This is a genomic window from Streptomyces sp. CGMCC 4.7035 (assembly GCF_031583065.1).
GTDB lineage: Bacteria > Actinomycetota > Actinomycetes > Streptomycetales > Streptomycetaceae > Streptomyces > Streptomyces yaanensis.
The window spans coordinates 1,528,692-1,554,448 of the sequence record NZ_CP134053.1 but is presented as its reverse complement, the minus strand read 5'-3'; the positions used below and the strand labels follow the sequence as shown (position 1 = coordinate 1,554,448).

Here is a 25,757-nt window from a genome sequence, read left to right as displayed (position 1 = left end):
GGAAGGGCCTCGTAGCGGAGCTACTAGGCCCTTGCGGCAACGCGGCGAGCGTGCGTGCCAGACGCCGCGACGCCGCGAAGATCCATAAGGCGCCCCCTCACTCGGGGGTGACGTCGAGCGCGTGGCCGACCATGGCCAGGAGGGTCTCGATCACCGAGATCCGGCGGCGCGCGTCCATGATCATGACAGGTATGTGTGCGGGAATCGTGAGGGCGTCGCGCACATCCTCGGGTTCGAACCGCTCGCTGCCGTCGAAGTGGTTGACCGCGACCATGTACGGCAGTCCGCTGCTCTCGAAGTAGTCGAGCGCCGGGAAGCAGTCCGCGAGCCGCCGGGTGTCGGCCAGGACGACCGCGCCGATCGCGCCGCGCACCAGGTCGTCCCACATGAACCAGAACCGCTGCTGGCCCGGCGTGCCGAACAGGTAGAGCACCAGGTCGTCGTCGAGCGTGATGCGGCCGAAGTCCATGGCCACGGTCGTGGTGAGCTTGTCCGGCGTCCCGGTGAGGTCGTCGGTCTCCTCGCTGGCCTCCGTCATCAGCGCCTCCGTCTGGAGGGGCGTGATCTCCGAAACGGCGGTCACCAGCGTGGTCTTGCCGACCCCGAAACCGCCCGCCACCACTATCTTCGTGGCGATCGGGGCGCGTGTGCGGTCCGTCTGCCAGGCCCGCGGGTGCTCCTCCTCGTCGAGGAGCGGGGAGACGCCCGGGGAGGCGTCAGAGACGACGGAGTCCACTCAGCACCCTTTCCAACAGAGCGCGGTCCGGCTGTCCCGGGCCGTGACCGGTTCCGTACACACGGATCTTTCCCTGGTCCGCGAGGTCGCTCAGGAGCACGCGGACCACGCCGAGCGGCATTCTCAGCAGGGCGGCGATCTCCGCCACCGTGCGCATACGACGGCAGAGTTCGACGATGGCCCGCATCTCGGGCATCACCCGGGTGGCCAATGAGCCATTCGTCAGCTCAGGCCGGCTCTCGGGGGCCTCGAGGGCCGCCACGAAGGTCTCGACGAGCAGGACGTGGCCGAAGCGGGTGCGGCCACCGGTGAGCGAGTAGGGGCGCACGCGGGCGGGTTTGCGGTCGCCGCCGCGGACGGGAAGCTTCTTCGACTTGCTGCTCATCGGATGCTCCCTGCCGACTCGGCCTCCAGGGACTTGCGCAGCTCGCTGCGGAGCTCGGGCGTCAGGACGTGTCCGGCGCGGCCGACGAAGAGCGCCATGTGGTACGCCACCACGCTCATGTCGCAGTCCGCGGAGCCGTGCACGCCGAGCAGCGAGCCGTCGCTGATGGACATGACGAACAGGCTGCCCTCGTCCATCGCGACCATCGTGTGCTTGACCCCGCCGACGTCCATCAGCTTCGCGGCGCCGATGGTGAGGCTGCCGATGCCGGAGACGATGGTGGCGAGGTCGGCGGACGACCCTCTCGGGCCGCGGGGCTGATCGTTCTGGCCCGTGCGGGCCTCGATATTGCGGCCTGGGTCGGACGAGAGCAGGAGCAGGCCGTCGGAGGAGACCACCGCGACGGACAGGAGTCCCGGCACCTCCTCGACGAGGTTCGTCAGCAGCCAGTGCAGGTTGCGTGCCTCACTGCTCAGTCCGAAGGTACTGGGCGCGGTCAACTGCTTGCCTCCTCGACTGTTCCCCCCGATGGTTCTACGTCCTGTGCGGTGCCGGGTGTTGCGTTCTGCGGTGGTGCCGTGGGCCGGGGCTCGGGTGTCCTGGTCTCCCCCGTCTTCTCGGCGATCTCCACCTCGGCGTGGCGGTGGCCCTCCTTGGCACCCCGGTGGAACCCGCCGAGCCTGCGGCGCAGCGCCTCGGCGTCCAGACCGCCGACACGCGGCCGGGGGGCCGGGGCGGGTGCGGAGATCTTGGGGGTGCGCTTGGGCAGGCCCTTGGCGGTGAGGCGGGGGGCCTCCGGCTCCTCGGCCGCGGCCGGCTCGGCGGCGGTACGGGGAGCCTCCGAGGCGGGCCGGGGCTCGCCCTCGTCGACGGTGCGCTCGTGCGCGTCGGGGCCGATGGCGTACGGGTCGGGGATGCCGGCCGCGGCGTCCTCCACCCGGGGCGAGGGGAGCAGCAGCTCCATCGTGGTCTCCGGGCCGGGCACCGGCTCGCCGGACTCCGGATCGACCGGATTCCGTACGGACTCGTCGTCCCGTACGAACACCTCGTCCTGTACAGGCTCGTCGTCCCGTACGAACACCTCGTCCTGTACGGGCTCGTCGTCCCGTACGGGCCCCTCGTCCCGGCTGAGCTCGTCCTCGCGTATGGCGCTCTCGCCCCGCACGGACCGGTCCTCGCGCACGGCGGGCTCGCCCGCGCCAACAGCGCTCCCGCCCCGCACGGGCCAGTCCTCGCGCACGGCGCTCTCGCCCTGCACGGGCGTGTCCCCGCGTACGGCGCTCTCGTCCTCGGGCACGGCGGCCTCGCCCCGCACGGGCGTGTCCCCGCGCACGGCGCTCTCGCCCCGTACGGACTCCCGTGGCTCCTCGGTCTCCTCGCGCTCCCTGATCGCCTCTTCCGCCGCCGTGATCAGCGGGTCCTCGTCGCCCTCCGGCTCCGGGAGGGTGATCCGCGAACGGCCGGTGAGGACGTTCGAGTTGGCCTCGGCGTCGGCGCCGGGCAGGGACAGCGCGTGTGCGCTGCCCGCGACCGGGTCAGCGGCGGGGACGGCGGCCGCCGGGGCCGCGGCGAGCAGGGACTTCGGCAGGACGACGACCGCCGCGACGCCGCCCTGCTTCTGCTCGCGCAGCCGGACGCGGACGCCGAGCCGGTGGGCGAGGCGGGCCACCACGTACAGGCCGAGCCCCAGGCCCTCACCGCCCTCCTGGTCGTACGGGTCGTTCGGGTCGAAGTCGGCGAGACGGGTGTTGAGCCGGCTCAGCCGTTCCCTGTCCATGCCGATGCCCTCGTCCTGGACGGAGAGCATCACGTCGCCGCTCTCCAGCAGCCAGCCCGAGACCTCGACGGGGACGTCCGGCGGGGAGAACGAGGTGGCGTTCTCCAAGAGTTCGGCCACCAGGTGCGAGAGGTCGTCGGCGGCGAAGCCCGCGAGGTGCGCGTGCGGCGGCAGCGCGGCGATGCGGACGCGCTCGTACCGCTCGATCTCGCTGACCGCGGCGCGCACGACGTCGACGAGCGGCACGGGCCCGGCGTGCTGCTGGACGTGCTCGGCGCCCGCGAGGACGAGGAGGTTCTCGCTGTGGCGGCGCATGACCGTGGCGAAGTGGTCCAGCCGGAAGAGCGTGGAGAGCCGGTCCGGGTCCTGCTCCCGCTCCTCCAGGCCCTCGATGACGGAGAGCTGGCGCTCCACCAGGCCGAGGGTGCGCAGGGCGAGGTTGACGAAGGTGGAGTGGATGCTGTGCCTGACCTGCTCCAGGTGGGCCGAGGCCTCGGTCAGTTCGGTACGCAGCCGGGCGCGCTCGTCGGCCATGGCCTGGCGCTGGCCGACGAGGTGCTTGCGGTCGGCCTCCAGGGTGGACAGGCGTTCCTGGAGGGCGACGGCGTGCGCGTGCAGGGCGTTGACGGAGCGGACGACCTGGGCGAACTCGTCGTTGCGCCCGGTGAACTTCACCGGCTCCTCGGCGGCCGGGTCGGCGGCCACCCGGGCCGAGCCGAGGCGCAGGACGGCGAGCGGGCGGGTGAGGCTGCGGGCCATGGCCATGGCGATGCCGACGGCGACGAGCATGAGCGCGCCGAGGACGGCGATGCGGATCTCCAGCGCGGTGACGTCGTCGTCGCGCAGCTGTGCGAGGTCCTGGCTGCGGCTCTCGTAGAGGGAGGACTCGACGCCGCGCATCAGGTCGACGCGGGCGGTGAGGGCCGCGTCGACCTTCTTGGTGCTGTAGCCGAGGTCGCCGTCGGAGAGGGTGGGCTGGTCGGTGAGGGCCTTCAGGTACTTCTCGGCGGAGGTGACCTCGGGGCCGGTGACCGTGGAGTCGTACGAGTTCGTGGCCCCCTCGGGCGCGGTCTCGCGGAAGCCGGCCACGGCCGCGTCGGAGCGGACGGCGGCCTGCTGGGCAGCGGCGGTGAGCGCGTCGCGCTGTTTGGTGTCGGCGGCCGAGGAGCTGGTGGTGGTGACCGGCAGGCCGGAGATCGGGTCGATCGTGGTCTGCGTGGTGCGCGGGATGTTCAGGGCCGCGAGGAGCAGTCCGCGGGCGGCGGCGGACTGCTGGACGGCGCCGTCGAGTTCGGCGAGGGAGTAGGCGCCGGAGCCCGCGCGGGACGGCATCTTCTCGGCCAGTTCGAGGGCGAGGGCGTGGAGCCGGGCGATGACGGCGGAGTACGCCTGGTGCGTTTCGAGAGCGGTGCTCTTCCCGACGAGCGCTTCCCTCCGTACCGCGTCCACGTCGTTGAAGGCCTTGCGCAACGCGGCGGAGATGTCCGGATCGGCGCGCAGGTCCTCGATCTCCCGGTCGACGCGGGTGCTGCGCTGCCCGGTGGGCGGCTTCGACTTGGGGCGCCCCGCGGCCACGTACGAGGTGACCTCGTCGCGTTCGTCGGCCAGCGAGTGGGCGAGCACGAGCGCGTTCTGGGTCTGCTCGACCAGCGTCACCAGGCTCTGGGAGTCGTTCAGCTGTCCCGAGGCGGCGATGACGCTCGGCGCCCCGGCTCCCGCGATCGCGGCGGCGACCACGGCCACCGCGACGATGAGGCGGTTGCGTACATGGGCGGGACGACCGCTGCCCGCGGACTCGGACGAGGCACCCTGTCCGGGGGCCGTCTGCTTGTCTGTGCGCCGAGGCCGCTTCTTCTGCACCGGTGCTCGCATTCCTGACTCGTGTACCCATGGGCCCGGGTGACGGTCCGTCAACGGGAGAGTCGACCCGGTACGACGGCTTCCGACCCTCCCAGTGCCGGTGGGCAGTGGTCTCACTTCGCCTGACCCGCCACTCGAAGGAGTGAACATCGGCGAGGAGTTGGCGGGCAAGTTCCTCCGGCCCGTGCGGTGACCCTGTACGGCGGCCCGGTTGGACGTCGGCGGCGCGCTTTGACAGTATTCGCCACCACGCTTCACCGGAACCAATCATTCCGTACCAAACCAGGCGGCTGACCTGCCGGGTCGCACCCATTCGGCAACTGTTGCCAGCCTTTTGTGGACCTCGTGAAGGGCCCGTGCAGACTGGCTGGATGCGTACGGAACTGATTTCCGAGCCCGGCGATCCGGAACGCCCCAACGAGGACTTCGCCGCACTCGCGCTTCCGGCTTCAGGACAGGGCGGGGTGCTGGTCGTGCTGGACGGAGTGACTCCGCCGCGGGGCGACGACGGATGCCTGCATTCCGTTCACTGGTTCTGCGCACGGCTCGGCGGAGCGCTGACCGAACTGTCTGTTTCCCGCCCCGAACTGACGCTCCCGGAGGTCCTTTCCGGCGCCATTCTTCGGACCGCCGAGCTTCACAGAACGACCTGTGACCTTTCTCACCCGCGCACCCCTCAGGCGACCGTGGTCCTCGCCCGCTGGTCCGAGGCCGCGGTGGAGTACCTGGTCCTCTCGGACTCGGCCCTGCTGTGCGAGGCCCCCGACGGCGCGGTCACCGCCCTCCTGGACGACCGCCTCGCCCGCGTCCCGCGCGCCTCGCTGGCAACGGACGCGATCGCGGACGCCACGGTCCGCAACAAGGAGGGCGGCTTCTTCACAGCGGCCGCGGACCCGGCCGTCGCGGCCCGGGCGGTGACGGGCGAACTGCCGCGCACGGCGGTCCGTACCCTCGTGGCCCTGACGGACGGCGCGACCCGCTGGACGGAGAAGTTCCGCGAGGGCGACTGGACGGACCTGTTCACGTTCGTACGCAAGGAGGGGGCGGCGGCGCTGGTGGGGCGCGTACGGGCGCTGGAGACCGCCGACCGCGAGGAGCGGGCGCATCTGGGCCGCAGCAAGACGCACGACGACGCGACGGTGGTGTACGCGGAGCTGTGAGGGGCGCTCCCGGGCCGGGCTACTTCTCCATGCTCCGGTTCAGCTGGTGCAGCAGCCGGGCCAGTTCGGCGACCTCGTGCCGGTCCCAGTGGGAGAGCTTGCTCACGTACCGCGCACGGCGCGCCTCGCGTACCTTTCCCACCCGGCTGCGGCCCTCGTCGGTGAGGTGGACCAGCCACGCCCGGCCGTCCGCCGGGTCGGGCTCGCGGGCCACCAGGCCCAGCTCCTCCAGGGCGCGCAGCTGACGGGACATGGTGGCCTTGCCGACGCCGATGTAGGCCGCGAGCTCCGTCGCGCGCTGGCGGCCGCACTCGTCCAGGCGGACCAGGAGCCCGTACGCGGCGGGCTCCAGGTCCGGGTGGACCTCGCGGGCCATTTCGCCCTGGTTGGCACGCGCCCGCCGCAGGAACACCGTCAGCTCGCGCTCCAGGGAGAGGAACTCCCGGTCCGCGCCGCTGTGGTCCACGCCGCTCCCCGAAATGCCGGATTCGACCGGACGCCTCTCGCCGTTTCCGCCCTCGTGCACGTCAGCACCCCTGCCCCGGTTTCCCGTTCCTGAAAGTTTCTGCGGAACGTTCGGACAACGCCATTGCCGCAGCTCCGCCAGTATTTCGCAGGCGTAGACCAACGGCAGCCTCCGACCCCCCTTCCCCGCCCGCAATCCATGTGCGCCGGCGTGCGTGCGTATGGCGAAGGCCCGGGTCTCCCTCACGGAACCCGGGCCTTCCCTCATCCGGCAGCGTCCGTCACGCCGCCACCGGAACCTCCGGCGTCGCGCCGCTCGTGGCCGGCGCCAGCGCCAGCTCCAGGACCTGGCGGACGTCCGTGACGGCGTGGACGTCGAGCTTGTCCAGCACCTCCGCCGGGACGTCGTCCAGGTCGGGCTCGTTGCGCTTCGGGATGATCACGGTCGTCACGCCCGCCCGGTGCGCGGCGAGCAGCTTCTGCTTCACGCCGCCGATGGGCAGGACACGGCCGGTCAGCGAGACCTCGCCCGTCATCGCCACGTCCGTACGGACCAGCCGGCCCGACAGGAGCGAGGCCAGCGCGGTCGTCATCGTGATGCCCGCGCTCGGGCCGTCCTTGGGGACCGCGCCCGCCGGGAAGTGGATGTGCACGCCCCGGTCCTTCAGGTCGCCCACCGGGAGTTCGAGCTCGGCCCCGTGGGAGCGGAGGAAGCTCAGCGCGATCTGCGCGGACTCCTTCATGACATCCCCGAGCTGACCGGTGAGGGTCAGACCCGCACCGCCCGTCTCCGGGTCGGCCAGCGACGCCTCCACGTAGAGGACGTCACCACCGGCGCCGGTGACCGCGAGACCGGTCGCCACGCCGGGGACCGCCGTACGCCGCTCGGCCGGGTCCTGGGCGGACTCGGGCACATGGTGCGGACGCCCGATCAGCGCGCGCAGGTCCTCGTCCCGGACCGTGAACGGCAGCTCGCGGTCGCCCAGTTCGTGCTGGGCCGCGACCTTGCGGAGCAGACGTGCGATCGACCGCTCCAGGGTCCGTACGCCCGCCTCCCGGGTGTACTCGCCGGCGAGCTTGCGCAGCGCGCCCTCGTCGAGCGTGACCTCGTCCTTGTTCAGACCCGCCCGCTCCAGCTGGCGCGGGAGCAGGTGGTCGCGGGCGATGACGACCTTCTCGTCCTCGGTGTAGCCGTCCAGGCGGACCAGCTCCATACGGTCGAGCAGGGCCTCCGGGATGGCTTCGAGGACGTTCGCCGTGGCGAGGAACACCACGTCGGACAGGTCGAGTTCGACCTCCAGGTAGTGGTCCCGGAAGGTGTGGTTCTGGGCCGGGTCGAGGACTTCGAGCAGGGCCGCGGCCGGGTCGCCGCGGAAGTCGGAGCCGACCTTGTCGATCTCGTCCAGCAGGACCACCGGGTTCATGGACCCGGCCTCCTTGATGGCGCGGACGATACGGCCGGGCAGGGCACCGACGTACGTACGCCGGTGGCCGCGGATCTCGGCCTCGTCGCGCACACCGCCGAGCGCGACCCGGACGAACTTACGTCCCATGGCGTGCGCGACGGACTCGCCGAGGCTGGTCTTGCCGACGCCGGGCGGCCCGACGAGCGCCAGCACCGCACCGCCGCGGCGGCCGCCCACGACCCCCAGCCCCCGGTCGGCGCGCCGCTTGCGCACCGCCAGGTATTCGGTGATCCGTTCCTTCACGTCCTCAAGACCCGCGTGCTCGGCGTCGAGGACGGCCTTGGCGCCGCGGATGTCGTAGGCGTCCTCGGTGTGCTCGTTCCACGGCAGTTCGAGGACGGTGTCCAGCCAGGTGCGGATCCACGACCCCTCGGGCGACTGGTCGCTCGACCGCTCCAGCTTGTCGACCTCCTTGAGGGCGGCCTCGCGGACCTTCTCCGGGAGATCGGCGGCCTCGACCCGCGCCCGGTAGTCGTCGGACTCCTCGCCGTCCTTGGTGTCGCCGTTCAGCTCGCGCAGCTCCTTGCGGACGGCCTCCAGCTGACGGCGCAGCAGGAACTCGCGCTGCTGCTTGTCGACGCCCTCCTGGACGTCCTTGGCGATGGACTCGGCGACGTCCTGCTCCGCGAGGTGGTCGCGCAGTTGCTGGGTGGCGAGCTTCAGGCGGGCCACCGGGTCGGCGGTCTCCAGGAGCTCCACCTTCTGTTCGGTGGTCAGGAACGGCGAGTAGCCGGAGTTGTCGGCGAGCGCGGAGACGTCTTCGATGGCCTGGACGCGGTCCACGACCTGCCAGGCGCCGCGCTTCTTCAGCCAGCTGGTGGCGAGGGCCTTGTACTCCTTGACCAGTTCGGAGACGTGTCCGGGCAGGGGCTCGGGCACGGTCTCGTCGATCCGCGTTCCCTCGACCCACAGGGCGGCCCCGGGACCGGTCGTCCCGGCACCGATCTGCACCCGTCCGCGTCCGCGGATGAGCGCGCCCGGGTCGCCGTCGGCGAGCCGGCCGACCTGCTCGACGGTGCCGAGCACACCGGTGCTCGCGTATGTACCGTCGATGCGGGGCACCAGAAGAACCCGCGGCTTTCCGGACTGGGACCGCGCGGCGGCCTGGGCGGCCTCCACCGCGGCGCGCACATCGGTGTCGTTCAGGTCCAGCGGAACCACCATCCCGGGCAGCACGACCTCGTCGTCGAGCGGCAGAACGGGCAGGGTGAGCGATGCGGACGTTGAAGCCATGATCTCCCCTTCGGCAGTCAAGTTGAGCTATGCGGACTCAATGCACGGCGGGATCCGATTGTTCCCCAAGGGACGTTCGCTGTGAGCGATCACGTCTCCCGGCTTCCGGAGGGACCCGCGGCGAAAAGCGGTTGCCCCCTCTCCTGCCGCGCCGCTTACGTACTCCCGTGACCGACACAGAGACTCTGCTCACCGCCTACGACGACCAGATGCGCGGCGCCCCGCCCACCCCTCCGGCGGGCGTCACCTACGAGCACGACGGTCCGCTGCTGCGGATCGTCGGCCAGTTCCGGGGTTTCGTCAGCGGGCCGCGCGATCTCGGGGTGCGCGGGGCGGAGCTGGACCGGCTGATCGCCCGGCAGCGCGACCACTTCGCCGCCCGGGGCGAGGCGGTGGAGTGGAAGACGCGCGGGCACGACACCCCGGCCGACCTCACGGACCGGCTGCGCGCCGCGGGCTTCGTCCCCGAGGACCGGGAGACGGTACTCATCGGGCGCGCCGAGGAGATGGCCGGGCGTCCGCCCGTGCTGCCGGGGGACGTCACGCTGCGGCGGGTCACGGCCGAGGCGGACATGCGCCGCATCGCCGCCATGGAGTCGGCCGTCTGGGGACAGGACTGGAGCTGGCTGGCGGAGGACCTGACCGGCCGGGTCGCCGCCGCGCCGGACCAGATCGCGGTCTACGTGGCCGAGGCGGGCGGGGAGGTCGTCTCCGCGGCCTGGCTGGTCTTCCGGGAGGGAACGGAGTTCGCGAGCCTGTGGGGCGGCTCGACGCTGGCGGAGTGGCGGGGCAGGGGCATCTACCGTGCCCTGGTCGCGACACGCGCCGCCCTCGCCGCGGAACGCGGTGTCCACTACCTCCACGTGGACGCGTCCGACGACAGCGCCCCGATCCTGCGCCGCCTGGGCTTCCGGGCAGTGACCACGACGACGCCGTACGTGTGGACGCCGCCGCACTCCTGACCGAACCGCAGGCCCGACGGTCGGAGCCGATCCGGCCGTCGCCGAAACAGCCTCAGGACAACGCCTGCTCCGCCGCCACCGTCTTCTTGGCTCGCGCGCCTGAGAACCGGGGCGGTCGTCCGTGGCGACGGAGACAGCCGACACAGCTGCCGACCCGCCGCCGTCACAGCCTCACGGCCGGGGTTACCCAGCCGCGCCGAGACGGCCCCACGCCCGGGGTTACCCAGCCGCGCCAAGACGGCCCCACGCCCGGGATTACCCAGCCGCCGCCGATGCGGCCCCGCGGCCGGAGTTGCCCGCCGTCGACGTGGCCCCATGGCCTGCCTGACGGCCAGTCGGGTGGTCGGGCTGATGGTCGGTCAGGTGGCCGGTCAGGTGGCCGGTCAGGTGGCCGGTCCGCTCCCATCGCCGTACCAGCGGCCATGTCCCTATGCCGATCGCCAGGGCCAGCAGGTGGCCCCAGTTGCTCAGCGGGTCCGTGAACGCGACCAGGTCCTGCAACAGCATTCCGCCGAACGCGATGAGCACCGTCCAGCGCAGCCACGGCCGCAGCAGGCCCGTCAGTGCGCCGAGGCTCGCCGCCACGCCGAAGCTGATGCCGTAGTCGAGGCGGTGCAGGGAGCTGTCGGGCAGGTCGCCCGCCAGCACCGAGAGGCCGACCGGGACCTCGGTGGCCAGCGTGGCGAGCACATGGCCGAGCAGGAAGACAACGGCCGTGCGCGGGCCGCCTATGCGCCGTTCCAGCACGGTCAGTACGAGCAGGAAGAGAAGCGTGTACGCCGAGGTGATCCCGCCCGCGATCCACAGCGCGCTGGCGACCAGCACCAGTACGGGGGTCTGCATCAGATGGGCGACGTCGGTACTGGACTCCTGGTACAGGGTCTGCACCAGCGTCGGGTCGGCGTACTCGGCGAACAGGGACGTCAGGACGAGAACAGCGGCGTACCCCAAGGTGAAGGGCGTGCCCGTCGGGGTCGGCAGGAACAGCCAGGGGCGCAGGCCCGGCAGCCGAACCGGTGCCGGTGCCGAGGGCGGTGGGACGGTCGCGGCCGGGGGTGTGGTCGGAGCCGGAAGAGACGGCGCCGAGCGCTGGCGCGGCATGCCGTCCAGGAGTGGCGCGCCCGTCTCGGGGGCCGTGAACATGGCGTCAGCCGCCGAGACCGTACGTTCCAAGGTGCGGCGCTCCTTCCCTCACGCCCCACCCTTCGTGCCGCGCGGGGCGCTGTCTATGACCGACGCCACGCGAGACGCGATTCATAGCAACTTCTCAGGCGCTTTCTGCGTCGAGGATGACCACACAAACGGATGTTCGCGACGTCTCGGCCTCGGCCGGTCGACCCTCGGCCGGTCCGCCCCCGCCCGCTCCGCCCCGCCCGGTACGCCCTCGCCCGGTACGCCCTCGCAAAATCCCTCGTCCCTGACGACGCCCCGTCACCACAATGAAGCCCATGCCTCATCCGTACGACATCTACGACGCCCCGGAAGTCCTGGACCGCCGCGAGGGCCCCCACGGCGAGGTCGTGCTGCGACGCCACGGTGCGTTACTCCAGATCATCGCGAACGGCTGCTTCCTGATGGACACCTCCGACGGGCGCTCGGAGCGGCTGCTCGTCGACGTCGCGTACGACGCCCTCGACTCCCGCCCGGAACCGGGCGTGCTGATCGGCGGACTCGGCGTCGGCTTCTCGCTCGCACACGCCGCCGCGGACCCGCGCTGGGGACGTATCACCGTCGTCGAACGCGAGCGCGCCATCATCGACTGGCATCTCGACGGCCCCCTGTCCACGCTCTCCTCCCGCGCGCTCGCCGACCCGCGCACCCGGATTCTCGAAGCCGATCTCGTGTCGTACGTCAATGAGACATCGGACACGTACGACGCGCTGTGCCTCGACATCGACAACGGGCCCGACTGGACGGTCACGGAGGACAACGACAGCCTGTACTCGAAGGCCGGAATCGCAAGCTGCGCAAGGGTGTTGAGGCCCGGCGGGGTACTCGCGGTGTGGTCGGCGCAGCCCTCTCCGGAATTTGAAGGAACTCTATGGAATGCCGGGTTCCAGCATGTGCGTACCGAAGAGGTCCCCGTTGCCCGGGGCGTTCCCGACGTCGTACACCTCGCTGTCAGACCTGGATAGCCGACTCGCGGTAACTCCCCGTACGCTGCTCCCCTGACGCGGATCATTCAAGCGTCAAGCGCAGTCATGGGATCACCCCACGGATTCCGGAAAGCACACTCAGGGGCGGGCGATGGAGCAGACACACACCTCGCACAACGGCACGACGGCGACCCCGGGCGCTCAACGGCGCGTTCTGGTGGTCGAGGACGACCCGACGATCGTCGACGCCATCGCAGCCCGCTTGCGCGCCGAGGGATTCCTCGTGCAAACGGCCGGCGACGGCCCGTCGGCCGTGGACACGGCCGAGGCATGGCAGCCGGACCTGCTGATTCTCGACATCATGCTGCCGGGCTTCGACGGTCTGGAGGTCTGCCGTCGCGTGCAGGCACAGCGCCCGGTGCCGGTGCTGATGCTCACCGCGCGCGACGACGAGACGGACATGCTGGTCGGGCTCGGCGTCGGCGCCGACGACTACATGACCAAGCCGTTCTCTATGCGCGAGCTGGCGGCACGCGTGCACGTGCTGCTGCGCCGGATGGAGCGGGCCGCACTGGCCGCCGCAACGCCGCGCTCCGGCATCCTGCGCCTCGGCGAGCTGGAGATCGACCACGCGCAGCGCCGGGTGCGGGTGCGCAGTGAGGACGTCCACCTCACGCCCACCGAGTTCGACCTGCTCGTATGCCTGGCCAACACGCCGCGCGCCGTGCTCTCGCGCGAGCAGCTGCTCGCGGAGGTGTGGGACTGGGCGGACGCCTCCGGTACGCGCACCGTGGACAGCCACATCAAGGCCCTGCGACGGAAGATCGGCGCGGAGCGCATCCGCACCGTGCACGGCGTCGGCTACGCGCTGGAGACCCCGACGCCATGAGCGGCGGGCCGGCCGCACGGAGGAGCCCCGGGGAGCCCTGGGGCGGCGTACGCCCGTTCTCGATCAAGACCAAGCTGGGCGCACTGGTCGTCATCTCGGTGCTGATCACCACGGGCCTGCTGATGATCGCGGCGCGCACCGAGACGGAGCTGCGCTTCATCACGGTGTTCTCGATGATCGCCACGCTGTTGATTACGCAGTTCGTGGCGCATTCGCTCACCTCCCCGCTGGACGAGATGAACACGGTGGCCCGGTCGATCTCGCACGGCGACTACACGCGCAGGGTCCGGGACAACCGCCGGGACGAGCTGGGCGACCTCGCCCAGACGATCAACCTGATGGCCGACGAGCTGGAGGCGCAGGACCGACAGCGCAAGGAGCTGGTGGCGAACGTCTCGCACGAGCTGCGCACGCCCATCGCGGGCCTGCGCGCGGTCCTGGAGAACATCGTCGACGGAGTCACACAGGCCGACACCGAGACGATGCGTACGGCCCTGAAGCAGACGGAGCGGCTCGGGCGGCTGGTGGAGACCCTGCTGGACCTCTCGCGCCTGGACAACGGGGTCGTCCCGCTGAAGAAGCGCCGCTTCGAGGTGTGGCCGTATCTCTCGGGCGTCCTCAAGGAGGCCCAGATGGTGTCCTCCGCGCGCGCGGGCATCGCCTCGGGCTCCGGCAGCCACACCCGTACGGACGTGCATCTGCACCTCGACGTCTCCCCGCCGGAGCTGACCGCGCACGCGGACCCCGAGCGCATCCACCAGGTCGTCGCCAATCTGATCGACAACGCGGTCAAGCACAGCCCGCCGCACGGCCGTGTGACGGTGAAGGCGAGGCGCGGCACCACCCCGGACGCCCTGGAGCTGGAGGTGCTGGACGAGGGTCCCGGCATCCCCAGGACGGAGTGGCACCGGGTCTTCGAGCGCTTCAACCGCGGCGCCGTGAGAGCGCCGCACGGTCCGGGCAGCGACGGCGGCACGGGCCTGGGTCTGGCGATCGCCCGCTGGGCGGTGGATCTGCACGGTGGCCGGATCGGTGTGGCCGAATCCACGCGCGGCTGCCGGATCCAGGTCACCCTTCCAGGGGAGCCATCTCTCCCAAGTTGACGTAAAGTTCGAAGCGGAGCAACAAGATCCATGTGCATCCCCGCTGACGGACACGTGTGATCAGGCAGAGGCCCGCGCACCCCCCGCGCCGGGCCCGGATCGTCGCACCCGTCTCTAACCGGAACCACGCTTGTTTCCCGCCATTTCCACCCCCGAAACACGCTTTCCGATGTGACTTACGCGACGATGAACCGGCCCGACCTGACCTTCACGGCCGGGGAGGCGTAGCCTTTATTCCCGCTGTCCATCACCTTGTGAAGCGGAAGAGGGCGGTTGCCGCCGTGTCGCCACAGTCCCCCAGTAACTCGAGCATCTCGACCGACGACCAAGCCGGGAAGAACCCCGCTGCCGCGTTCGGTCCGAACGAGTGGCTCGTCGACGAGATCTATCAGCAGTACCTCCAGGACCCGAATTCGGTAGACCGCGCCTGGTGGGACTTCTTCGCCGACTACAAGCCGGGGGCGGCTGCCTCCTCGGCTACGGCGGGTACCGCGGCCGCGGGGGCCGCGGAGACCACCACGGCGGCCCAGGCCGCATCCGCCGCCGCGGCGCCCGCCGCCCCGGCCGCCGCTCCTGCGGCTCCCGCAGCGCCGCAGGCCCCGGCCGCGCCGGCCCCGCAGCCCGCCGCTGCCGCACCCGCCCCGGCCAAGCCCGCCGCACCCGCCGCCGCGCAGCCCGCCGCGGCCCCCGCCAAGCCGAAGAAGGACGAACCCGTGGCCGAGGCCCCCCAGGGTCCCGAACTGGTGACGCTGCGCGGCCCCTCCGCCGCCGTCGCGAAGAACATGAACGCCTCGCTGGAGCTCCCCACGGCCACGTCCGTGCGCGCGGTGCCGGTGAAGCTGCTCTTCGACAACCGCATCGTCATCAACAACCACCTCAAGCGCGCCCGGGGCGGGAAGATCTCCTTCACGCACCTCATCGGCTACGCGATGGTGCAGGCCATCAAGGCCATGCCGTCGATGAACTGGTCGTTCGCGCAGAAGGACGGCAAGCCCACCCTCGTCAAGCCGGAGCACGTCAACCTCGGCCTGGCCATCGACCTGGTGAAGCCGAACGGCGACCGCCAGCTCGTCGTCGCGGCGATCAAGAAGGCCGAGACGCTCAACTTCTTCGAGTTCTGGCAGGCCTACGAGGACATCGTCCGCCGCGCCCGCGACGGCAAGCTGACGATGGACGACTTCAGCGGCGTGACGGTCTCCCTCACCAACCCCGGCGGCCTCGGCACGGTCCACTCGGTCCCGCGTCTGATGCCCGGCCAGTCGGTGATCATGGGCGTCGGCTCGATGGACTACCCGGCGGAGTTCCAGGGCACCTCCCAGGACACCCTGAACAAGCTCGGCATCTCCAAGGTCATGACGCTCACGTCGACCTACGACCACCGGGTCATCCAGGGCGCCGCCTCCGGCGAGTTCCTGCGCGTCGTCGCCAACCTCCTCCTCGGCGAGAGCGGCTTCTACGACGACATCTTCAAGGCCCTGCGCATCCCCTACGAGCCGGTCCGCTGGCTCAAGGACATCGACGCCTCGCACGACGACGACGTCACCAAGGCCGCCCGCGTCTTCGAGCTGATCCACTCCTACCGGGTCCGCGGCCACGTCATGGCCGACACCGACCCGCTGGAGTACCGCCAGCGCAAGCACCCCGACCTGGACATCACCGAGCACGGCCTCACCCTGTGGGACCTGGAGCGCGAGTTCGCGGTCGGCGGCTTCGCCGGCAAGTCCCTGATGAAGCTGCGCGACATCCTCGGCGTGCTGCGCGACTCGTACTGCCGCACCACCGGCATCGAGTACATGCACATCCAGGACCCCAAGCAGCGCAAGTGGATCCAGGACCGCATCGAGCGCCCGCACACCAAGCCGGAGCGCGAGGAGCAGCTGCGCATCCTGCGCCGCCTGAACGCGGCGGAGGCCTTCGAGACCTTCCTGCAGACGAAGTACGTCGGCCAGAAGCGCTTCTCCCTGGAGGGCGGCGAGTCGGTCATCCCGCTGCTCGACGCGGTGATCGACAGCGCGGCCGAGTCGCGCCTGGACGAGGTCGTCATCGGCATGGCCCACCGCGGCCGCCTGAACGTCCTGGCGAACATCGTCGGTAAGTCGTACGCCCAGATCTTCCGCGAGTTCGAGGGCAACCTCGACCCGAAGTCGATGCACGGCTCCGGCGACGTGAAGTACCACCTGGGCGCCCAGGGCACCTTCACGGGCCTGGACGGCGAGCAGATCAAGGTCAGCCTGGTCGCGAACCCGTCCCACCTGGAGGCGGTGGACCCGGTCCTGGAGGGCGTCGCCCGCGCCAACCAGGACATCATCAACAAGGGTGGTACGGACTTCACGGTCCTGCCCGTGGCCCTGCACGGCGACGCGGCCTTCGCGGGCCAGGGCGTGGTGGCCGAGACCCTGAACATGTCGCAGCTGCGCGGCTACCGCACGGGCGGCACGGTCCACGTCGTGATCAACAACCAGGTCGGCTTCACCGCGGCCCCCGAGTCCTCGCGTTCCTCCATGTACGCGACGGACGTGGCCCGCATGATCGAGGCCCCGATCTTCCACGTGAACGGCGACGACCCGGAGGCGGTCGTGCGCGTCGCGCGTCTGGCCTTCGAGTTCCGTCAGGCGTTCAACAAGGACGTGGTGATCGACCTCATCTGCTACCGCCGCCGCGGTCACAACGAGTCGGACAACCCGGCGTTCACCCAGCCGCTGATGTACGACCTGATCGACAAGAAGCGCTCGGTGCGCAAGCTGTACACCGAGTCCCTGATCGGTCGCGGCGACATCACCCTGGAAGAGGCCGAGCACGCCCTCCAGGACTACCAGGGCCAGCTGGAGAAGGTCTTCACCGAGGTCCGCGAGGCCACCTCCCAGCCGGTGCCGACGCAGTCGAGCGAGCCGCAGGACGGCTTCCCGGTCGCGGTCCCGACGGCCATCTCCGCGGAGGTCGTCAAGCGCATCGCCGAGTCCCAGGTCAACATCCCCGACCACATCACCGCCCACCCGCGTCTGCTGCCGCAGCTGCAGCGCCGGGCCGCGATGGTCGAGGACGGCACGATCGACTGGGGCATGGGCGAGACCCTCGCCATCGGCTCGCTCCTGCTGGAGGGCACCCCGGTCCGCCTGGCGGGCCAGGACTCCCAGCGCGGCACCTTCGGCCAGCGCCACGCGGTGATCATCGACCGCGAGACGGGCGAGGAGTTCACGCCGCTGATGTACCTCTCCGAGGACCAGGCGCGCCTGAACGTCTACAACTCCCTGCTCTCCGAGTACGCGGCGATGGGCTTCGAGTACGGCTACTCGCTGGCCCGCCCCGACGCGCTCGTGATGTGGGAGGCCCAGTTCGGCGACTTCGTCAACGGCGCGCAGACGGTCGTGGACGAGTTCATCTCGTCGGCGGAGCAGAAGTGGGGCCAGACCTCCGGCGTCACCCTGCTCCTCCCGCACGGCTACGAGGGCCAGGGCCCGGACCACTCGTCCGCGCGTCCCGAGCGCTTCCTTCAGCTGTGTGCCCAGAACAACATGACGGTCGCGATGCCGACCCTCCCGTCGAACTACTTCCACCTCCTGCGGTGGCAGGTGCACAACCCGCACCACAAGCCGCTGGTGGTCTTCACGCCGAAGTCGATGCTGCGCCTGAAGGCCGCCGCGTCCAAGGCGGAGGAGTTCACGACGGGCCAGTTCCGCCCGGTCATCGGCGACGCGTCGGTGGACCCGGCCGCGGTCCGCAAGGTCGTCTTCACGGCGGGCAAGGTCTACTACGACCTCGAGGCCGAGCGTCAGAAGCGCGGCGTGACGGACACGGCGATCATCCGCCTCGAGCGCCTGTACCCGCTGCCGGGTGCCGAGCTCCAGGCCGAGATCAAGAAGTACCCGAACGCCGAGAAGTACCTGTGGGCCCAGGAGGAGCCGGCGAACCAGGGCGCCTGGCCGTTCATCGCCCTGAACCTCATCGACCACCTGGACCTGGCGGTCGGCGCGGACGTCCCGGCCGGCGAGCGGCTGCGGCGGATCTCCCGCCCGCACGGCTCGTCCCCGGCGGTGGGTTCGGCGAAGCGGCACCAGGCCGAGCAGGAGCAGCTGGTGCGTGAGGTGTTCGAGGCGTAAGCCGGTGAGCACGTCTGCTTGACGACAAGGCCCGGTCCCGGGATCTCCGGGGCCGGGCCCTTCGGCGTACATCCGGCCCGGCGTAATGGTGGGTCAGTTCCCAGATACGGGGAGGACGTCCCCTGGCAACTGCCGCCAGGCATCGAGGGCGCGCTCGGCAAGATCGTCGTCGCGTCCGGCGCGCACCCGGTGTTGCACCTCCTCAGCGCCGCCCGCCTCCCGGCCGCGCGCTCCCACTCCCGTGGATCGGGTGCCGTGCCGGTTGGCCGCGCGGCGATCGACCGCCCCGCGATGTGCCCCTCGGCGAGGGCCTGCAGGCCGATGCTCACGCCTGCGGCCGGCACTGTGTCGCCGTACGGGAGCAGTCCTGCGGCACGGGCCGGACGGCTCGTGACGGCTGGGCCACCGAAGGCGCGGCCCACGCCTATCCTGGAGGTATCGCGTTTCGGCAGGTCCGACCAGTCCCATCCGACGGAGAGCACGTTGTACTTCACCGACCGAGGCATCGAAGAACTCGAGAAGCGACGCGGCGAGGAGGAGGTCACCTTCGAGTGGCTCGCCGAACAGCTTCGTACGTTCGTCGATCTCAATCCGGACTTCGAGGTGCCGGTGGAGCGGCTGGCGACCTGGCTGGCGCGGCTGGACGAGGAGGACGACGAGTAGGCCACCGGCCGATACCGGGTAGGCCACCGGCCGATACCGGGTAGGCCACCGGCCGATACCGGGTAGGCCACCGGCCGGTACCGGAGGGGCAGGCGAACTCCCTCTGGGACGAGCCCGTCAATCCCGCGGCCGGCCCAGGTCGTACACGAGGCCCAGCGCGCCGTGTGCCAGCAGGAGCGCGCCCGCCACGATCCAGCCGCCGCTGCGATGGCGCAGGCCCCAGGTCGTGAGCGGGAGACCCGCCGCCACCTGGGCCAGGGCCAGGGCGCGGGCCTTCGGGGTGCCCGCCCATGGGAGCCAGGGGCCCAGGCGTGTGGTTCCGACCGCGTCGAGTGCCGTGCGGAGCGCGTCGCGGCAGCCCGGCCACGCGATCTTTTCGGCGTCGGGGCGGACGAGGGCCGCCTCGCGCAGGCGGGTGGCCGGTTCGCCGGGGGTCAGGCCCGGTGGGAGCGTGAGTCCCGCGCGCGTGAGGACGGCGAGGAGGCCGCGCAGGCGGGCGCGTGCGTCCGTGCCCGCATCGGCTGCGGTCAGGCGCTCGAGCGCCTGCATGTCGAGGACGGGGTCGAGGCCCAGACGGGCACCGAGCGTGCGCATCGCCTCGTCCTCACCGGCCGGGGTGCCGTTCGCGAGCCACACGTAGGTCACGGGGCGGCGGAAGCCGGCGGCGAGGGTGCAGCCGGCGCGATCCGCGTCCCACCACAGGGCGAGGACGGGCCAGGGGGCGCCGACCGCGAGCGCGGTGGCCCAGCCGGTGAGGACCCGGTCGACGGGTTCGCCGCCGTGCGACCAGGGCTTGCCCTCGGGGACCAGCGCGCTCCACTCGGGGCCCGCCTGCGTGAGCACCATGCGCTCGCGGAGCAGGGGGGCGACGGGAGCGAGGGAAGCGGGGTCCGTACGGCAGAGGAGCAGGGCACCGGGGGCGGGTCCGCTGGCCCGAGCTTCCGTCGACATGACCCCACGTTAGGCGGTTTTGTCCACTTTCCTCCTCGCGGGTTCCCCAGAACGGGTGTCTTGACTTTCCCTAGCCGCGATATATCGTGATTATGCAAAACGCGATATGGCGCGTCGGACGGGCACCCGCCACCGTCGCGCATGGCCGTGACGCCGCCTGTCGCGCACACCCCATCCGCACCGGCCGAGGAGGTCAGCACCATGTCAGAGTGGTCCGTCGCAGAGCCGAGGAAGCTCACCTTCGACGCCCCCGTGACGGCACTCCATGTGCGCATCGTCAGCGGAACGGTGAACGTGGTGGGCACGGACGAGGGTTCCGCACGCCTGGAGGTCTCGGACATCGAGGGCCCGCCGCTCATGGTGACGCACAAGGACGGCACCCTCACGGTGGCGTACGACGACCTCCCCTGGAAGGGCTTCCTCAAGTGGCTCGACCCGAAGGGCTGGCGCCGCAGCGCGGTGGTCTCCCTTGCCGTTCCGGCGTCCACCCGCGTGGAGGTCGGCGTGGTAGGGGCCAACGCCATGGTCTCCGGGATCGACGGCAGCGCCGAGGTGAAGGGCGTCACGGGCGAGACGACGCTGGTCGCCCTCTCCGGACCGGTCCGCGCCACTACAGTCTCGGGAAGCGTGGAAACCCAGGGCGTCACCGGCGACCTGCGGCTCAACTCCGTGTCGGGCGACCTGACCGTCATCGAGGGCGCCTGCCCGTCCGTGAAGGCCGACTCGGTCAGCGGCTCGATCATCCTGGACCTCGACCCCACCAGCGGCCCGACCGACGCCCAGCTGACGAACGTCTCGGGTGAGATCGCCATCCGGCTCCCCCATCCGGTGGACGCCGAGGTCGAGGCGAACACGGCGAGCGGCACCGTGTCCAACGCCTTCGACGATCTGCGCGTCACAGGCCAATGGGGCGCCAAGAGGGTCACGGGCCGTCTGGGCGGGGGCAACGGCCGCCTGAAGGCCACCACGGTCTCCGGCTCCATCGCCCTGCTCCGCCGCCCGCCCGCGGAGGACGAACCATGGGACATCCCCGGACCATGGGACGCCTCGCCGACACGGGTGGCGGATCTATCCCCCGGCACCAGCAGCGACACCGCCACCGCGTCCGGCCGTCCCTCCGACGGCACGACCGGCGGCCCGACCGAGCAGAAGGGGCTCTGACATGCCTCCCGTCTTCGCCCATGGACGACTGCGGCTCTACCTGCTGAAGCTGCTGGACGAGGCACCGCGCCACGGATACGAGGTGATACGGCTGCTGGAGGAGCGCTTCCAGGGGCTGTACGCACCGTCCGCCGGCACCGTCTACCCCCGGCTGGCCAAGCTGGAGGCCGAGGGGCTGGTCACGCACACCACCGAGGGCGGCCGCAAGGTGTACGCGATCACGGACGCGGGCCGCGCCGAACTGGCCGACCGCAGCGGTGAGCTGGCCGACCTGGAGCTGGAGATCGGCGAGTCGGTCGCCGAACTGGCCGCCGAGATCCGGGCGGACGTCCGGGGCGCGGCAGGCGATCTGCGCCGCGAGATGCGGGCCGCGGTCTCCGAGGCCCGGCGGGGGGCCAAGGAGCATGGGGGCGCGTACGGGGAGTATGGCGACCAGTCCGAGAAGGAGGCGTGGCGCGCCGCCAAGGAGGAGATGCGCCGCGTCAAGCAGGAATGGAAGGAACAGGCCCGGCGCGCCAAGGACGAGAGCCGGCGAGCCCGCGAGGAGGCCCAGCGAGCGCGCCGCCAGGCCAAGGAGGCAGAGGAGCGGGCGGCCTCCCAGGCGCAGGAGGAACTGCAGCGCATGGCACGCCGGGTGCAGGAGCAGGTGCAGGACCACTTCGCGCGCGGCGACTGGCCCACAGGTGTACGGGAAGGGCTGACCGAACTCGCCAAGGAATTCGGCGAGTTCGGAAAGGGCTTCGGGAAGGACTTCGGCACCGGGCGCACCGGGACGGCGGGCACGTCGAAGGCGGCGGGGGAACCGGAGTACACGACGACACCCGAGGACTTCCCTGGCGCGTACGAACCCTCCTGGGCTCACGAGGACTTCTCGGGTGACCCTGCCCGCGCCCTCGACCGGCTCCTGGACCGCTTCCGTGACGACATCCGCGACGCGGCCCGCGACCACGGCGTGACGGAGGAACAACTCCGCGACGCCCGCCGCCACTTGTCGACGGCGGCGGCGCACATCGGGGCTACGCTGCGGTCGCGGAAGGGGTGACGTCGACCGTCGGCCGCCCCACCCGGGGCGACGTCACCCGGCCTTCGCCTCTCCCCCGCCCCACAGCAGCCGCTCCACGGCCGCATGCGTCACTCCGTGGTCGGCGAGGACCTCGGCCGGGACGCCCGGGCGGGCGGTCAGGGCAAGGAGCATGTGCTCGTCGCCGATGTGCCGGTCACCATGGGCGACGGCGGTGCGCAGGGACTGGGTGAGGAGATCCTTGGCGCCGCGGCTGAACGGGCGGCGCCCCGACCGTCGTACGCCGCCCTTCCGGCCCGGCGCCAGCGCGCCCTCCCCGTGCGTCTTCTCGACCCGGAAGACGATCTCCGTGAGGTCGATGCCGAGCCCGGCGAGTGCGTCCGCGTCGGCACGGGAGAGGCCACCGCGGCGGCGGGCCTCGGCGAGGTCCCGTTCGACCGCGTCGCGCCGCTCCGTCAGCCCGAGGGACGCCAGGGCGAACGCCGCGCGGCTGCCCTCGCGGTCAAGGAGGGCGAGCAGCAGGTGCGCTTCGTCGACGCGTTCCCCACCGGCCCGTTCGCAGTGCTCGACCGCGCCGGTGACCACCGCGCGCGCATCCTTCGTGAACCGCTCGAACATCCCTACCTCCCGTACTTCTTGTGCACGGCCTGCCTGCTGACTCCGAGTTCCGTGGCGATCTCCTGCCACGACCAGCCCTGATTGCGCGCGCTGCGCACCTGCACCGCCTCCAGCTGCTCCAGCAGCCTCCGCAGCGCGGCGACGGCCCGCAGCCCGACGCGTGGATCGCGGTCGCCCGCGCGCTCGGCGAGTTCCGTTGCTTCGGTCATGATGTCAACATAGGTTGACAGCCCAAGCTTGTCAACCACGGTTGACAAGAGAGTGCCGGTAGAAGAAACACCAACGGCGGACTCGAAAGGACTTCGAGCCCGCCGCGATCGCGCGGGGATCCCCGACCGCCGGGGAGGCGAAGGAAAACGCGAGGTGGTCAGTCCGTGGTCAGCACGATCTTGCCGAACTGGTCGCCCGCCTCCAGGCGTTCGAAGCCCTCACGGGCGCGGTCGAGCGGAAGGACCTCGTCGATGACGGGGCGCACGCCGGTGGCGGCACAGAAGGAGAGCAGGTCCTCCAGTTCGTCCTTGGAGCCCATGGTGGAGCCGACGATCTTCAGCTCCAGGAAGAAGACACGGGTGAGTTCGGCGTGGGAGGGACGGTCGCCGCTCGTGGCGCCGGAGATGACGATCGTGCCACCGGGCCGCAGCGACTTGACGGAGTGGGACCAGGTGGCGGCACCGACGGTCTCGATGACGGCGTCCACGCGCTGCGGCAGCCGCGCACCGGATTCCAGGGCCTCCACGGCACCCAGTTCCAGGGCCCGCTTGCGCTTGGCCTCGTCGCGGCTGGTGGCGAAGACCCGCAGGCCGGCCGCCTTGCCCAGCACGATCGCGGCGGTCGCGACACCGCCGCCCGCGCCCTGGACGAGGACCGAGTCACCGGGGCGGACGCCGGCATTGGTGAAGAGCATCCGGTACGCGGTCAGCCAGGCGGTGGGGAGGCAGGCGGCCTCCTCGAAGGAGAGTTCCTTGGGCTTGGGGAGGAGGTTCCAGGTGGGGACGGTGACCTGTTCGGCGAAGGTGCCCTGGTAGCGCTCGGTGAGGATCGAGCGGGGCTCGTCGGGGCCGACGCCGTGGCCGGTCTGGCCGATGACGGAGTGAAGGACGACCTCGTTGCCGTCCTCGTCGACGCCGGCCGCGTCGCAGCCGAGGATCATGGGCAGTTTGTCCTCGGAGAGACCGACGCCCCTCAGGGACCAGAGGTCGTGGTGGTTGAGGGAGGCGGCCTTGACGTTCACGGTCGTCCAGCCGGGCCTCCGCTCGGGGGCCGGGCGCTCTCCCAACTCAAGGCCGGTGAGAGGGTGGTCGCGGTCGATGCGGGCGGCGTAGGCAGCGAACATGACCTTGACGATAGGCTCCGGGGTCGACGCACGGAACCGTAGCCGACTGTGACGCGTGTCCCGCCTACGCAACTGCGGCGTCCCCCGTACGCAGCTGCGGGCAGTCGTGCCTCCCGCAGTGCCTCAAGGGCCTGGGGGGACCCCCAGGGCGGCACGCGTGGGCGCTGGGGGTCCCCCTGCTCGAAGAGCTTGGGGGAGGCACCCTGCAAGCGCCGGTGAGCGAAACCCACTCCCGGCCCGCAGCAACACCGGGCACACAAAGGACTGGGCGGACAGGTGAAGGCACCCGCCCGCCCAGCCAAGCGTCGTCGGACTACCTCCGCGCAACGCCCTCGGCCCGCGCCGCCGCCGCGACAGCGGACGTCACCGCCGGTGCCACCCGCTCGTCGAAGGGCGACGGGATCACGTAGTCGGCCGCCAGGTCGTCGCCGACGACCGCCGCCAGCGCCTCGGCCGCCGCGATCTTCATCCCCTCCGTGATCCGGGACGCCCGCACCTGCAGCGCGCCCGCGAAGATCCCCGGGAACGCCAGCACGTTGTTGATCTGGTTCGGGAAGTCGGACCGCCCGGTCGCCACCACGGACGCGTACTTGTGCGCGACGTCCGGGTGCACCTCGGGGTTCGGGTTGGCCATGGCGAAGACGAAGGCGCCCTCCGCCATCGACGCGACCGCGTCCTCCGGCACCGTGCCGCCGGAGACGCCGATGAAGACGTCGGCGCCCGCGAGGGCGTGTTCCAGCGACCCTGTGAGGCCCGCCTTGTTCGTGAAGCCCGCGAGCTCTCGCTTGACCGGCGTCAGATCGTCCCGGTCGGGGGACACGACGCCCTTGCGGTCGGCGACCGCCACATCGCCGATCCCGGCCTCGACCAGCATCTTCGCGATGGCGACCCCGGCCGCGCCCGCGCCCGAGATGACCGCGCGCAGCTCGCCGATCGTCCGCCCGGTCAGCTTCGCCGCGTTCCGCAGGGCCGCCAGCGTCACCACGGCCGTACCGTGCTGGTCGTCGTGGAAGACCGGGATGTCCAGCCGCTCCTGGAGCCTGCGCTCGATCTCGAAGCACCGAGGCGCCGAGATGTCCTCCAGGTTCACGCCCCCGAAGGAGGGAGCGAGCCGGACCACGGTCTCGACGATCTCGTCCACGTCCGTGCAGGCGAGCGCGATCGGAACCGCGTCCACCCCGCCGAACTGCTTGAACAGGATCGCCTTGCCCTCCATCACCGGGAGGGAGGCCTCGGGGCCGATGTCACCGAGCCCCAGCACCGCCGTGCCGTCCGTCACCACGGCGACGACCGACGACTTCCATGTGTAGTCGTGGACCAGCTCCGGCTGCTCCGCGATGGCGGTGCACACCCGGGCGACGCCGGGCGTGTACGCGAGGGACAGGTCGTCCTTGTCGCGGATCGGCACGGTGGCTTGCACAGCCATCTTGCCGCCGCGGTGCAGCGCGAACGCTGGATCGAAGGAATCGTGGGGCTCGGCCCCGCCGTCCTGATCCGTACTGCTGTCGCTGCGAGGATTGACGATCTCCGCTGCCACTGTGTTGTACCCCTTAGATGTTCATGATTTGAGGGTGACCACTCCTGGTTGAGGGGTGGGCGGGACCGCGTATGACCCAGATGAACTGATGCGTACGGGTGCATACGCGACGGCGCGCCGCACACGCGCCCTGAGCCCCGGATGAGGGGTGTAAGGAACCTTCTTACCGGACGGATGGTGTCCGGGACGAGTCCATAACGCGAAGGTCACACGCCGGTGAGATGACTCATGGCCGAAAATGTGG

Annotated in this window: 21 protein-coding genes; 9 read left to right on the top strand and 12 right to left on the bottom strand. The window is 71.1% G+C overall.

Going from position 1 to position 25,757, the window contains the following annotated elements; all coding sequences use genetic code 11:
* Nucleotides 1-97: 97 nt before the first annotated feature.
* From Q2K21_RS06440 to Q2K21_RS06425, 4 genes are read right to left on the bottom strand one after another with little or no spacing between them, the layout of a single operon-like run.
* On the bottom strand, nt 98-736 hold the full coding sequence (locus Q2K21_RS06440) for a GTP-binding protein (RefSeq protein WP_310766796.1): 639 nt from the start codon (nt 734-736) through the stop codon (nt 98-100).
* Nucleotides 717-1,121, bottom strand: coding sequence for a DUF742 domain-containing protein (locus Q2K21_RS06435; protein WP_310766793.1), 405 nt, complete (start codon nt 1,119-1,121; stop codon nt 717-719). Before Q2K21_RS06435 ends, Q2K21_RS06440 begins: the two co-directional genes overlap by 20 nt.
* Nucleotides 1,118-1,621, bottom strand: coding sequence for a roadblock/LC7 domain-containing protein (locus Q2K21_RS06430; protein WP_310766791.1), 504 nt, complete (start codon nt 1,619-1,621; stop codon nt 1,118-1,120). Before Q2K21_RS06430 ends, Q2K21_RS06435 begins: the two co-directional genes overlap by 4 nt.
* Nucleotides 1,618-4,770 (bottom strand): sensor histidine kinase, encoded by a 3,153-nt coding sequence (locus Q2K21_RS06425; protein WP_310766788.1) that lies wholly within the window; start codon nt 4,768-4,770, stop codon nt 1,618-1,620. The genes Q2K21_RS06430 and Q2K21_RS06425 overlap by 4 nt, the downstream gene beginning before the upstream one ends.
* A gap of 359 nt (nt 4,771-5,129) precedes the next feature.
* Between Q2K21_RS06425 and Q2K21_RS06420 the strand changes: the two genes are divergently transcribed.
* A complete protein-coding gene (locus Q2K21_RS06420; protein WP_310766785.1) occupies nt 5,130-5,918 on the top strand; it encodes a protein phosphatase 2C domain-containing protein in 789 nt (262 codons plus the stop codon).
* Between the two features lie 19 nt (nt 5,919-5,937).
* Here the strand turns inward: Q2K21_RS06420 and Q2K21_RS06415 are convergent, their stop codons facing one another.
* Entirely contained in the window at nt 5,938-6,444 is a 507-nt protein-coding gene (locus tag Q2K21_RS06415; protein ID WP_310766782.1) for a MarR family winged helix-turn-helix transcriptional regulator, read from the bottom strand.
* Nucleotides 6,445-6,664: 220 nt separating this feature from the next.
* Nucleotides 6,665-9,082, bottom strand: a complete 2,418-nt coding sequence (gene lon / locus Q2K21_RS06410; RefSeq protein ID WP_310766779.1) for an endopeptidase La — start codon at nt 9,080-9,082, stop codon at nt 6,665-6,667.
* 167 nt (nt 9,083-9,249) lie between these two features.
* Between lon and Q2K21_RS06405 the strand changes: the two genes are divergently transcribed.
* Nucleotides 9,250-10,044, top strand: a complete 795-nt coding sequence (locus tag Q2K21_RS06405) for a GNAT family N-acetyltransferase (protein ID WP_310766776.1) — start codon at nt 9,250-9,252, stop codon at nt 10,042-10,044.
* Nucleotides 10,045-10,299: 255 nt separating this feature from the next.
* On the opposite strand, the gene Q2K21_RS06400 is transcribed toward Q2K21_RS06405, so the two are convergent.
* A complete protein-coding gene (locus tag Q2K21_RS06400; protein WP_310766772.1) occupies nt 10,300-11,217 on the bottom strand; it encodes a rhomboid-like protein in 918 nt (305 codons plus the stop codon).
* A gap of 275 nt (nt 11,218-11,492) precedes the next feature.
* Here Q2K21_RS06400 and Q2K21_RS06395 point away from each other — a divergent pair, with 275 nt between their 5' ends.
* The 5 genes from Q2K21_RS06395 to Q2K21_RS06375 all read left to right on the top strand — a co-directional run bounded on the left by Q2K21_RS06395 (nt 11,493) and on the right by Q2K21_RS06375 (nt 18,892).
* Nucleotides 11,493-12,179 (top strand): spermine/spermidine synthase domain-containing protein, encoded by a 687-nt coding sequence (locus Q2K21_RS06395; RefSeq protein WP_310766769.1) that lies wholly within the window; start codon nt 11,493-11,495, stop codon nt 12,177-12,179.
* A gap of 112 nt (nt 12,180-12,291) precedes the next feature.
* Nucleotides 12,292-13,029, top strand: coding sequence for a response regulator transcription factor (locus Q2K21_RS06390; protein WP_310766764.1), 738 nt, complete (start codon nt 12,292-12,294; stop codon nt 13,027-13,029).
* Entirely contained in the window at nt 13,026-14,132 is a 1,107-nt protein-coding gene (locus Q2K21_RS06385) for a HAMP domain-containing sensor histidine kinase (protein WP_310766759.1), read from the top strand. The genes Q2K21_RS06390 and Q2K21_RS06385 overlap by 4 nt, the downstream gene beginning before the upstream one ends.
* A gap of 281 nt (nt 14,133-14,413) precedes the next feature.
* Complete coding sequence (locus Q2K21_RS06380) at nt 14,414-18,229, top strand: multifunctional oxoglutarate decarboxylase/oxoglutarate dehydrogenase thiamine pyrophosphate-binding subunit/dihydrolipoyllysine-residue succinyltransferase subunit (protein WP_310766756.1); 3,816 nt, start codon at nt 14,414-14,416, stop codon at nt 18,227-18,229.
* A 483-nt stretch (nt 18,230-18,712) separates the two neighbouring features.
* Nucleotides 18,713-18,892, top strand: coding sequence for a DUF6104 family protein (locus Q2K21_RS06375; RefSeq protein WP_310766753.1), 180 nt, complete (start codon nt 18,713-18,715; stop codon nt 18,890-18,892).
* Nucleotides 18,893-19,009: 117 nt separating this feature from the next.
* On the opposite strand, the gene Q2K21_RS06370 is transcribed toward Q2K21_RS06375, so the two are convergent.
* Nucleotides 19,010-19,843 (bottom strand): hypothetical protein, encoded by an 834-nt coding sequence (locus Q2K21_RS06370; RefSeq protein WP_310766750.1) that lies wholly within the window; start codon nt 19,841-19,843, stop codon nt 19,010-19,012.
* A gap of 201 nt (nt 19,844-20,044) precedes the next feature.
* On the opposite strand from Q2K21_RS06370, the gene Q2K21_RS06365 reads away from it, so the two are divergent.
* Nucleotides 20,045-21,004, top strand: a complete 960-nt coding sequence (locus Q2K21_RS06365; RefSeq protein ID WP_310766749.1) for a DUF4097 family beta strand repeat-containing protein — start codon at nt 20,045-20,047, stop codon at nt 21,002-21,004.
* A 1-nt stretch (nt 21,005) separates the two neighbouring features.
* Nucleotides 21,006-22,046, top strand: a complete 1,041-nt coding sequence (locus Q2K21_RS06360) for a PadR family transcriptional regulator (RefSeq protein ID WP_310766748.1) — start codon at nt 21,006-21,008, stop codon at nt 22,044-22,046.
* Nucleotides 22,047-22,079: 33 nt separating this feature from the next.
* On the opposite strand, the gene Q2K21_RS06355 is transcribed toward Q2K21_RS06360, so the two are convergent.
* The 4 genes from Q2K21_RS06355 to Q2K21_RS06340 all read right to left on the bottom strand — a co-directional run bounded on the left by Q2K21_RS06355 (nt 22,080) and on the right by Q2K21_RS06340 (nt 25,513).
* Nucleotides 22,080-22,643 (bottom strand): Clp protease N-terminal domain-containing protein, encoded by a 564-nt coding sequence (locus Q2K21_RS06355; protein ID WP_310766747.1) that lies wholly within the window; start codon nt 22,641-22,643, stop codon nt 22,080-22,082.
* Nucleotides 22,644-22,645: 2 nt separating this feature from the next.
* Nucleotides 22,646-22,852 carry a helix-turn-helix domain-containing protein gene (locus tag Q2K21_RS06350; protein WP_310766746.1) on the bottom strand — a complete coding sequence of 69 codons (207 nt, stop codon included), beginning with the start codon at nt 22,850-22,852 and terminating at the stop codon, nt 22,646-22,648.
* A 158-nt stretch (nt 22,853-23,010) separates the two neighbouring features.
* A complete protein-coding gene (locus Q2K21_RS06345) occupies nt 23,011-23,976 on the bottom strand; it encodes a zinc-binding dehydrogenase (protein ID WP_310766744.1) in 966 nt (321 codons plus the stop codon).
* Between the two features lie 313 nt (nt 23,977-24,289).
* Entirely contained in the window at nt 24,290-25,513 is a 1,224-nt protein-coding gene (locus tag Q2K21_RS06340; protein WP_310766743.1) for an NAD(P)-dependent malic enzyme, read from the bottom strand.
* Between the last annotated feature and the right edge of the window lie 244 nt (nt 25,514-25,757).